The 9,154-nt window shown below is 62.7% G+C and carries 13 protein-coding genes; 8 read left to right on the plus strand and 5 right to left on the minus strand.

Translation table 11 applies throughout. From position 1 onward, the window contains the following. Nucleotides 1-23 precede the first annotated feature (23 nt). Nucleotides 24-668 carry a cAMP-activated global transcriptional regulator CRP gene (crp, locus tag BVH06_RS19690; RefSeq protein ID WP_075932187.1) on the minus strand — a complete coding sequence of 215 codons (645 nt, stop codon included), beginning with the start codon at nt 666-668 and terminating at the stop codon, nt 24-26. A gap of 88 nt (nt 669-756) precedes the next feature. Here crp and BVH06_RS25545 point away from each other — a divergent pair, with 88 nt between their 5' ends. After that, complete coding sequence (locus BVH06_RS25545; RefSeq protein WP_139315688.1) at nt 757-936, plus strand: hypothetical protein; 180 nt, start codon at nt 757-759, stop codon at nt 934-936. A gap of 36 nt (nt 937-972) precedes the next feature. Next, the gene (locus BVH06_RS19695) at nt 973-1,398 is read left to right on the plus strand and encodes an OsmC family protein (protein WP_075935220.1); all 426 of its coding nucleotides are present in this window, start codon (nt 973-975) and stop codon (nt 1,396-1,398) included. 39 nt (nt 1,399-1,437) lie between these two features. Here BVH06_RS19695 and coq7 read toward each other — a convergent pair whose 3' ends face one another. Further along, nucleotides 1,438-2,085 (minus strand): 2-polyprenyl-3-methyl-6-methoxy-1,4-benzoquinone monooxygenase, encoded by a 648-nt coding sequence (coq7, locus tag BVH06_RS19700; protein ID WP_075935221.1) that lies wholly within the window; start codon nt 2,083-2,085, stop codon nt 1,438-1,440. A gap of 173 nt (nt 2,086-2,258) precedes the next feature. Between coq7 and BVH06_RS19705 the strand changes: the two genes are divergently transcribed. Then, nucleotides 2,259-3,740, plus strand: a complete 1,482-nt coding sequence (locus tag BVH06_RS19705; RefSeq protein ID WP_075935222.1) for an AAA family ATPase — start codon at nt 2,259-2,261, stop codon at nt 3,738-3,740. Between the two features lies 1 nt (nt 3,741). Here the strand turns inward: BVH06_RS19705 and BVH06_RS19710 are convergent, their stop codons facing one another. From BVH06_RS19710 to hemJ, 3 genes are all read right to left on the minus strand, one after another. Next, on the minus strand, nt 3,742-4,530 hold the full coding sequence (locus tag BVH06_RS19710; RefSeq protein WP_075935223.1) for an SDR family oxidoreductase: 789 nt from the start codon (nt 4,528-4,530) through the stop codon (nt 3,742-3,744). A gap of 111 nt (nt 4,531-4,641) precedes the next feature. Continuing rightward, nucleotides 4,642-5,631, minus strand: a complete 990-nt coding sequence (locus BVH06_RS19715; RefSeq protein ID WP_075935224.1) for a DUF805 domain-containing protein — start codon at nt 5,629-5,631, stop codon at nt 4,642-4,644. Between the two features lie 137 nt (nt 5,632-5,768). Beyond that, a complete protein-coding gene (hemJ, locus tag BVH06_RS19720; RefSeq protein WP_075932182.1) occupies nt 5,769-6,194 on the minus strand; it encodes a protoporphyrinogen oxidase HemJ in 426 nt (141 codons plus the stop codon). A 248-nt stretch (nt 6,195-6,442) separates the two neighbouring features. Here hemJ and BVH06_RS19725 point away from each other — a divergent pair, with 248 nt between their 5' ends. The 5 genes from BVH06_RS19725 to BVH06_RS25550 form a co-directional block, all read left to right on the plus strand. Beyond that, the gene (locus tag BVH06_RS19725; protein WP_083652136.1) at nt 6,443-7,123 is read left to right on the plus strand and encodes a DUF6776 family protein; all 681 of its coding nucleotides are present in this window, start codon (nt 6,443-6,445) and stop codon (nt 7,121-7,123) included. Nucleotides 7,124-7,136: 13 nt separating this feature from the next. Beyond that, entirely contained in the window at nt 7,137-7,547 is a 411-nt protein-coding gene (locus BVH06_RS19730) for a polymer-forming cytoskeletal protein (protein ID WP_075935225.1), read from the plus strand. Between the two features lie 76 nt (nt 7,548-7,623). Then, a complete protein-coding gene (gene erpA / locus BVH06_RS19735; RefSeq protein WP_013789740.1) occupies nt 7,624-7,977 on the plus strand; it encodes an iron-sulfur cluster insertion protein ErpA in 354 nt (117 codons plus the stop codon). Nucleotides 7,978-8,253: 276 nt separating this feature from the next. Next, a complete protein-coding gene (locus tag BVH06_RS19740) occupies nt 8,254-8,547 on the plus strand; it encodes a transposase (protein ID WP_075935226.1) in 294 nt (97 codons plus the stop codon). Next, the coding region (locus tag BVH06_RS25550; protein WP_139315689.1) for an IS3 family transposase at nt 8,544-9,154 on the plus strand (611 nt) is incomplete at its 3' end. The genes BVH06_RS19740 and BVH06_RS25550, both read left to right, overlap by 4 nt.

Genomic DNA, 9,154 nt, shown 5'->3' on the forward strand with positions numbered 1-9,154 from the left:
GCAGCGATCGATGCCCCGTTTTTTTAGCGCGTACCGAAGACCACCATGGTCTTGCCTTTCACGAACACCAGGCCCTGTTCTTCCAGGGACTTGAGTACGCGGCCGACCATCTCCCGCGAGCAGCCGACGATACGGCCGATTTCCTGGCGGGTGATCTTGATCTGCATGCCGTCGGGGTGGGTCATGGCATCGGGCTGCTTGCACAGGTCGAGCAGGGTACGCGCCACGCGACCGGTCACGTCGAGAAAGGCCAGGTCACCGACCTTGCGGGTGGTGTTGCGCAGGCGTTCGGCCATCTGCGAGCCCAGGGCGAACATGATGTCCGGATCCTGCTGGGTCAGCTCGCGGAATTTGGCGTAACTCAGCTCGGCCACTTCACACTCGGTCTTCGCACGTACCCAGGCGCTGCGTTCTTTTTCGGCGCCTTCCTTGCAGAACAGACCCATCTCACCGAAGAAATCGCCGGGATTGAGGTAGGCGATGATCATCTCGCGGCCGTCATCGTCCTCGATCAGGATGGTGACCGAGCCCTTGACGATGAAGTACAGCGTTTCGCTGCGATCACCGGCATAAATGATGGTGCTTTTGGCCGTGTAGCGACGACGGTGACAATGCGCGAGCAGCTTGTCGAAGTTTTTGACCTTTGGCGTGAGAGTGATAGCGACCATGCCTGGGATTCCAAATTTGTGAAGATAGGCCTGTGACAGGCGTGAGTAGGTGACGCTGTCCAGCTCCGGTGCAAGAAAGGCGGCCCGGATGAATACCTTGTTCTTATCGATCAGGAACGTCGTCGTACCTCATGAAAGCGATTGTGCCACTAAAACGGCATCATCATGGCCGGTGATACTTACCGGTGATCCGATTTGTGAGGTGTTACACGTTCTTGGCGGAACTCTAACAGCATCCGTGGTGCGCAGTGCAAAAGCTGCGCTGTGATAAGCTGCCGGCCTTTTAAAAGCAGGAGCGGCAACGATGAAAGCTCGCGTTCAATGGGCCGGTGAAGCGCTGTTTCTCGGTGAGTCCGGCAGCGGCCACGCGGTGGTAATGGACGGGCCACCCGAGAGCGGCGGCCGCAACCTGGGCGTGCGCCCCATGGAAATGCTGCTGATCGGCCTGGGTGGCTGCAGCAACTTCGACGTGGTGAGCATCCTCAAGAAGTCCCGTCAGCCGGTCGAGAGCTGCGAAGCCTTTCTGGAGGCCGAGCGCGCGTCCGAAGATCCCAAGGTATTCACCAAGATCCACCTGCATTTCGTGGTGAAAGGTCGTGGCCTGAAAGAAGCCCAGGTCAAGCGAGCGGTGGAGCTGTCGGCGGACAAGTACTGCTCGGCGTCGATCATGCTCAGCCGCGCCGGCGTGGAAATCACCCACGATTACGAGATCGTCGAACTGGGTGCCTGAGAGAGCAGGGCGACCTGCGTCGCCCTGTGATTGCTTGCGTCAGATGCGGTAGGTGGTTTTGGTCATGACCTTGGACAGCAGCGTCATGCCCAGCTTGACCGGTACGGGAAAGCGCACGCCGCCGGCATCCAGCGCGCTGTTGGCGTGCTCCAGTTCATCGCTGCGCATCTGTTCGAGGATGGCCCGGGACTTGGTGTCCTGCTCGGGGATCTGCTCCAGATGCTCGTCCAGGTGCTTGACCACCTGATCCTCGGTCGCGGCCACGAAGCCCAGGCTGACCCGGTCGCTGACCAGACCCGCCACCGCCCCTACACCGAACGAAAGCCCGTAGAACACCGGATTCAGCACGCTGGGATGACTGCCCAGCTGACGGATGCGCTGCTCGCACCAGGCCAGGTGATCGATTTCCTCGTCGGCCGCATGCTCCATGGCTTCGCGCACGCGCGGCAGGCGCGCGGTCAGCGCCTGGCCCTGATACAGCGCCTGGGCGCAGACCTCGCCGGTGTGGTTGATGCGCATCAGCCCGGCGATATGGCGGGTCTGCTTGGCATCGAGCTCGGCCTCCTGCTCGACGACGGCAGGGGATGGGCGAGACGGTTGGCCGCTGAAGGGCAGCAGCGTGCGCAGCGCCATATCGGCTTGCAGCAGCAGGCGGTCGACGGGCGAATAATGGCGGTCGTTGGCCATGAGGTTTCTCCGGCGATGACATGAGCGGCCAGTTTACCGCAAATGGCGTTTGCGGGCGTGACGCCCGGCGGATGCGCATAAACGTGCGGCACGTCCATTGCGGTGTATCCGCCACTTGCTCACCTCTCGGCTTGGCAGGAACATGTGCTGCCGCTTGGGCATAAGGAGTTGCTGTGAAGAACGATATTCACGACCTGGGGCTGGTGCTCGATTCCAAGGTCAAGCTGGTGCTGATCGAGTCCTGGGACGAGCGCCGCGTGCTGGAAACCCTCACCGGCCTGGCGGTACGTCGCGCGCTGGGCCTGTTTACCTGGTCGATCACCGACGGCTTGCAGCGTGCCGGTTTCGCGGGGGAAGCCTTCGCCGAAGGTGAAAGCCACGACCCCGAAGCGGCATTGCGGCTGATCAAGGCCGACCAGCAGGGCAGCCTTTACGTGATGTGCGACCTGCATCCGTTTCTAACCGACAACCCGAAATTGGTGCGCCTGCTCAAGGAGGTCGCCATGGCCGATGCCGTCCATGCGCCAACCCTGGTGCTGGTGTCCCACGCCTGCAAGCTGCCGCCGGAAGTGCAGCGTTACGCCGCGCGTTTCAACCTGGCGCTGCCGGTTGAAGACGAACTGCTGGCCATCGTGCGCGAGGAGGCGGCGCGCTGGAGCGAGCGCAACCGCAACCGCCGGGTACGCACCGATAACCGCACCCTGCAGCAGGTGGTGAAGAACCTGCGCGGCATGAGCCACGCCGAGGCGAGGCTGCTGGCCCGCAACCTGATCTGCGACGACGGCGCCATTACTCAGGAAGATCTGCCGGAGCTGAACAAGGCCAAGTTCGAGCTGCTCGACCTCGATGGCGTGCTCAGCTACGAACACGACACGGCGCGTTTCGCCGATGTCGGCGGGCTGGCCAACCTCAAGCGCTGGCTGGGCGAGCGGCAGCGTATCTTCTTCGCGGGTGAAGGCGTGGATATTCCCAAGGGCGTGCTGCTGGTCGGCGTGCAGGGTTCGGGTAAGAGCCTGGCGGCCAAGGCGGTGGCTGGGCTCTGGGGGCTGCCCTTGCTGCGCCTGGATTTCGGCTGCCTGTACAACAAGTTCTTCGGTGAAACCGAGCGCAACCTGCGTGAAGCGCTGGCGCTGGCCGAACAGATGTCGCCGTGCGTGCTGTGGGTCGACGAGATCGAGAAGGGCCTGGCCAGCGGCGACCAGGACGGCGGCGTCAGCCAGCGCGTGCTGGGCACGCTGCTGACCTGGATGGCCGAGCGCAAGTCATCGGTATTCATGGTGGCCACCGCCAACGTGATCGACCGTCTGCCGCCGGAGCTGGTGCGCAAGGGGCGTTTCGACGAGCTGTTCTTCGTCGACCTGCCAGAGGCGGAGATTCGCGCGGAGATTTTTCGCATTCACCTGCAGCGCCGCGAGCTGGAGCCTTCGGCCTTCGACCTGGTGCAACTGGCGGCGGCCTCCGATGGTTTTTCCGGCGCGGAGATCGAGCAGGTGGTGGTGAGCGCCCTGTATGCGGCCCAGGCGCAGCAGCAGTCGGTCGATAATGGCACGCTGCTGCGTGGTATTCAGGCCACGGCGCCGTTGTCGGTGATCATGGCCGAACGGCTCGCCGAGCTAAGGGCCTGGGCGCGGGGGCGGACGGTCAGCGCGAACTGAGTCAGGCGCGGCCGAAGCGGCGATTGATGCGCGCCGCTACTCGCCGCACCAGCCAGCGGGGAAACAAGCGGGGCGCCATCGTCAGCAGGCGGTTGCGCCAACCAGGCACGATGATCGCGCGGTTGCGCTCCAGGCCGCGCACCGCAATCAGCGCCACTTCCTCGGCGCTCAGCATCAGCTTGCCGCGTTCCAGTGCCGTGGCATCGAGATGCGCATTGCGGAAGAAAGCGCTGCGGGTCGGCCCGGGGCAGAGCACCGAAACCTTGACGCCATGGTGGCGCAGCTCCTCGCGTAGACCCTCGGAGAAATGCAGCACATAGGCCTTGCTGGCGTAATAGCTGCTCATCCACGGGCCGGGCTGGAACGCGGCGACCGAGGCGACATTGAGAATCTGCCCGTGGCCGCGGGCTGCCATCACTGTGCCGATGGCGTGGCACAGGCGCGCCAGGGCCAGTACGTTGAGCTCCAGCAGTTGCTGTTCGCGTCGCCAGTCCTGGGCGACGAACGCGCCGCCGCTGCCCAGGCCCGCATTGTTCACCAGCAATTCGATGACCTGGCCGTTCTGCTCCAACTCATGGAGCAGTCCCGAGAGTTGCAGAGGCTCGCTGAGGTCGCAGACGCGAAACAGCACGTCCACGGAAAAGCGCTGGGTCAGCTCGTAGGCGATGCTTTCCAGCGCGTCGCGCTTGCGCGCCACGAGGATCAGGTTACGCCCGCGGCGAGCCAGCGCTTCGGCCAGGGCGAGGCCGATGCCGCTCGAGGCACCCGTGACCAGGGCATAACGTGACATGAGGTTCTCCAGAGCACTTCGCGGGCAGGTGTATAGCCTATCCGCAACCAGGCAGCCAGCGCTGCACTCGCAGCGCGGGTGAGGAAAATAAAGTGCTCGCGGTGCGGTGCCTCAACTGCCGCTTAACAGTTCGCCGAACAGGCCGCCGAAGATCGCCAGCATGGCAAAACCACTCAGGAACATCATCAGCAGGCCACCGATGAGCAGGATCAGGAAGATTCCTGCCACCAGGTTCACGCCCAGGCTGTTGGGCGGTGGCGGTGGGCCGTAGCGGTTGCTGCCGGCGGGGCCTGGCACCACCAGCATGACGATCCAGAACACGCTGCTGATGATCGGCACCACGTTGAGCAGCCACAGCCAGCCGGACCAGCCCATGTCATGCAGACGCTGCACGCCGATCTGCGCGCTGATCACCAGCATGCCGATCACCGCGCCGACCAACAGGATGCTGCCAAGGGTATCGGCCACCATGGTGATGGCCGAGATGCCGGCCATGACGCCGACGAAGATGAACAGCAATGCCAGCGACCAGGCCAGGTAACGCATCCTGCCGATACGGCCTTTGAACGAATTGATCTTCAACTGGCCAACCTGGCCGGCGTGCGGGTCGATGTCCGCCTTGGGCGGCGAATAGGGGGTTGGCGGCTGTGCGGCAGCGCTCGACGCCGTGCGCGGTGGCGGGCTTTGCGGCGCTTCTGCCTGGCGGGCCAGGTACTTCTCGATGATCACCCCACAGGCCGAGCATTCGGCAGCCGTGAGCTGCTGGTGGCCGCACTTTGGGCATGTCATGGACGTCTGCGGCTGACCCGCTGGCTCCACCTTGGCGGCTTTTTCTTCATCCGTTTCCACGAGGCTCAGCGCAGCGGCCAGATCCGGCTCCTTGCGAGCGCGGGCACCAGCCCGTTGCAGCGCGCTCAGGTACTGTTCGGCCTGGGCTTCTTCCAGGTCTCGCTTGATGGCCACCGGGCCGCGGCCGAACAGAGCGTCGATGCGAGCGCGATCGCTTTTGAACAGGTTGGTCAGGTTGGCCTTGACCTCGTCCAGCGAGGTGCCGGGCATCAGGCTGCCATCGAAGACGATCTTGTAGCGGGGCTGGCTCATGCGCGTCCTTGTCTGCACGGAAAGAAGTGGTCGCCGACCCTATCCCGCCGCCATCGGTTCGGCAAGTGGGGGCGGGTCGGTTTTCGGCGCAGCTGAGCGGTGGTTCTCAGCTTGCCAGCAGGCGCGTCAGTGGTGGATCAGAATGGCCTGACCACGACCAGAATGACGATGGCGATCAGGATCAGCACCGGCACCTCGTTGAACCAGCGGTAGAACACGTGGCTACGCGTGTTCTCGCCGCGGGCCAGGCGTTTGTACATGGCGCCGCATACATGGTGGTAACCCACCAGCAGGATCACCAGGGTGAGCTTGGCATGCATCCAGCCCTGGCTCATCCAGCCTGGCGCGAGCATCAGCAGGCCCACACCCAGCACCAGGGTGGCGATCATCGCCGGCGTCATGATGCCCCGGTACAACTTGCGCTCCATGGTGCTGAAGCGTTCACGGCTCGGCTCGTCCTCGCTCATGGCGTGGTACACGAACAGCCGCGGCAGGTAGAACAGACCGGCAAACCAGCAGACCATGGCGACGATGTGCAGGGCTTTGATCCACAGATAAAGCATTGCCGTTCCTTTTCATTGATGGGGCTTGCGATACTAGTGCCCATGATCTCAATAGTCATCAAGACGGTTGGCCGCAGGCAGGGTGGGCCTTATCATCGGACTTTTCGTCGAACAGTTTCGAGGCACCCGATGCACCCATCCGCTCCCTTTGCGATTACACCGCGGCACCGCGGTGACGGCGTGCCCGGGCAGCGGTCCTGATGACGGGGTGGGAGGTTCGCCCCAGCAACCGGGTTCAGGAACGGCGCTTGCGGGTCGCGCTGGTGATGTTGCTCGTCGCGGTGCCGCTCGCCTTCTATGGGGGCAACTGGTGGCAAGCCAGATCCACTCAAGAGCAGGCGCTGGCATTCCAGCAGATGCAGGCGCAGGTCGAGACGCAGGTCCGCGAGTTGGACGAGCTACGTCAGCGCATGGCGGTACTCAGCAGTGGTGAGCAACTGGCTCAGCAGTCCAACGAGCAAAGCCGCCTGACCATCAAGTTGCTCGAAGAACAGAACTTCAAGCAGCAGCAGGAGCTGGCATTCTACAAGGGGGTTCTGGCCCCGGACAGCAAGGTCAACGGACTGCTGATCCGCAGCTTCGATATTCACCCGGCGGAGGCGCCTGGCGTCTATCGTTTCAAACTCATGCTCAGCCGTATCGGCAAGGACGACAAACCTCTGCAGGGGCGTTTGAACGTGCAACTGGAGGGCAGCATGAATGGCAAGGCGAAGAGCCTGCCGCTGACTCAGCTCAGTGGCGACCTCCCGGAAGGCTCGACCGAGAAGGCGATTCCATTCGCGTTCAAGCACCTGCAGGCGATTCCCGACGGTGGGCGGTTGGGTGAGCTGCGGATTCCCGAGGGCTTCGTGCCCAAACGCATACGTATCAAGGCTGATGTCGAAGGTGGAAAAGCCGTCGAGCGTCAAATCGAGTGGACTGACGGATAGGTGATGGTTCGCCATGTGGAATAAAGGCAAGGGCAAGGCAGACATGCAGCGCTTCACGGGCAAAACCAGCCTGATCGCGGCAGGTGCGCAATTTCGTGGCGACCTGGAGTTTCAGGGCGCAGTGCAGATCGACGGCAAGGTGCTCGGCGACATCCTCACCGAGCAGGGTTTGGTGCGGGTCAGCGTCGAAGGGCAGGTTGAAGGCGAGGTGCGCGCCCCCCATGTAGTGATCGACGGCGAGATCGTCGGTGATGTCTATGCCAGCCAGCACGTCGAGCTGGGCCCCAAGGCCCGGGTTCGCGGCAACCTCTATTATGGGCTGATGGAAATGGCCATGGGCGCTCAGGTCGAAGGTGGCCTGCGGCCGATCAAGGAGCATGACAGACCGTTGGAGCTGCCCGAGAGCGTGGATGACGCTCAATAGTTGACCAATTTTCTAGGGTAAGCGGATAATATAGCGCTACCACGCAGTATGGGCGCCTGGCGCCGGGAGATAGAACATGAGCGTCGAAACCTTCACCCCTGCCGCTGCGATGCAGTTCACGCAGGGTGCGGCCAGCAAGGTGAAGAGCCTGGTTGATGAAGAGGGCAACCCGCGCCTGAAGCTGCGCGTGTTCGTCACGGGAGGCGGTTGTTCGGGCTTCCAGTACGGCTTCACCTTCGATGAAGAAGTGGCCGACGACGACACCATCGTCGAACGCGAGGGCGTCAGCCTTGTCGTCGACCCGATGAGTTTCCAGTACCTGGTCGGTGCGGAAGTGGATTACCAGGAAGGCCTCGAAGGCTCACGCTTCGTGATCAAGAACCCCAACGCGACCACCACCTGCGGTTGCGGCTCGTCGTTCTCGATCTGAGTCTTGCCTTACCTGAAAACGCCGCGCATTTGCGCGGCGTTTTTGTTTGTGTGGTTCTTTCAGGCGGGGTAGGTGTCGCACGTAGTTTCCTGTTGTCAGGTGCTGCTCGGTGCTGCCCATATACGGAAATGATCGTGCGGATCTGCCAGGGCCACCGGGCTGCGATGGCCAGAGGTTCCTTCGATGGCTCCAAAAAGCGGCAAGGTGCGATCTGGTCTGTCCCGGGCTGAGTGGACACTGACTTAAGGTGGATAATGTCCGCCGCAAGGAGTGTTCATGACCCAGACCAGACGACGTTTTCCAGAATCTTTCAAACGTGAAGCGGTAGACCAGGTGGTTGCCGGCACGCCGCTTCGTCATGTGGCCGAGACGCTCGGCATCGCTGAAAGCCTGCTGGGCAAATGGAAGCGCCAGTACGAACAGCAAGGTGACAATGCCTTTCCGGGCAATGGCAAGCAGCGTGGCGAGAGTGCTGAGTTGCGCCGGCTACGCCAGCAGCTGGCTCAGGTCACCATGGAGCGCGATGTTTTAAAAAAGGCGCTCGCCATCTTCTCGCAGCCCACGAAGTGAAGTTCCGCGCCATCGAGGCGCTGACCGGTCGCTATCCCGTAGCACCGATGTGCCGGCTGCTGCGGGTATCACGCAGCGGCTTCTATGCCTGGCAGCAGCGGCCACCTTCGGCGAGAGAGATGGCGAATCGGCGTCTGAGCAAGGAGATCCGCGCCATCCACCACGAGGTGAATGGAATCTATGGACATCGCCGAATCAAGGCCGAGTTGGCGGCCATGGGGTATGTGTGTGGTCGACACCGAGTGGCTCGACTGATGCGCGAAGCCGGTCTGCGCGTTCGTTCGCGTAGGCGCTGGCGGCTGGTTTCCAGCAGTCGTCATGCTCTGCCGATTGCCCCGAATCACCTGGATCGCCAGTTCGCCTCGGATCGCGCTAATCGGCACTGGGTCTCGGACATGACCTACGTGCGGACGGCCCAAGGCTGGCTGTATCTGGCCGTCGTGCTCGATCTTTTTTCACGTGCTGTCGTCGGTTGGGCGATGCACCATCGGATGCAGCAGGCTCTGGTACACGCCGCGCTGGAGATGGCCGTGGCTCGCCGACAGCCGCAAACCGAGGTACTGCTGCACTCGGATCGTGGCAGCCAATACTGCGCGTACGATTACCA

This window comes from Pseudomonas sp. PA27(2017) (genome assembly GCF_001945445.1).
Classification (GTDB): Bacteria; Pseudomonadota; Gammaproteobacteria; order Pseudomonadales; family Pseudomonadaceae; genus Aquipseudomonas.

Bases quoted from the DNA above. Each gene is read 5' to 3' on its own strand.
- erpA (WP_013789740.1), top strand. From the start codon at position 7,624: ATGAGCGTCGAAACCTTCACCCCTGCCGCTGCGATGCAGTTCACGCAG.
- BVH06_RS19710 (WP_075935223.1), bottom strand. From the start codon at position 4,530: ATGTCACGTTATGCCCTGGTCACGGGTGCCTCGAGCGGCATCGGCCTC.
- crp (WP_075932187.1), bottom strand. From the start codon at position 668: ATGGTCGCTATCACTCTCACGCCAAAGGTCAAAAACTTCGACAAGCTG.
- hemJ (WP_075932182.1), bottom strand. From the start codon at position 6,194: ATGCTTTATCTGTGGATCAAAGCCCTGCACATCGTCGCCATGGTCTGC.
- BVH06_RS19730 (WP_075935225.1), top strand. From the start codon at position 7,137: ATGTGGAATAAAGGCAAGGGCAAGGCAGACATGCAGCGCTTCACGGGC.
- BVH06_RS19740 (WP_075935226.1), top strand. From the start codon at position 8,254: ATGACCCAGACCAGACGACGTTTTCCAGAATCTTTCAAACGTGAAGCG.
- coq7 (WP_075935221.1), bottom strand. From the start codon at position 2,085: ATGGCCAACGACCGCCATTATTCGCCCGTCGACCGCCTGCTGCTGCAA.
- BVH06_RS19715 (WP_075935224.1), bottom strand. From the start codon at position 5,631: ATGAGCCAGCCCCGCTACAAGATCGTCTTCGATGGCAGCCTGATGCCC.
- BVH06_RS25545 (WP_139315688.1), top strand. From the start codon at position 757: ATGAATACCTTGTTCTTATCGATCAGGAACGTCGTCGTACCTCATGAA.
- BVH06_RS19695 (WP_075935220.1), top strand. From the start codon at position 973: ATGAAAGCTCGCGTTCAATGGGCCGGTGAAGCGCTGTTTCTCGGTGAG.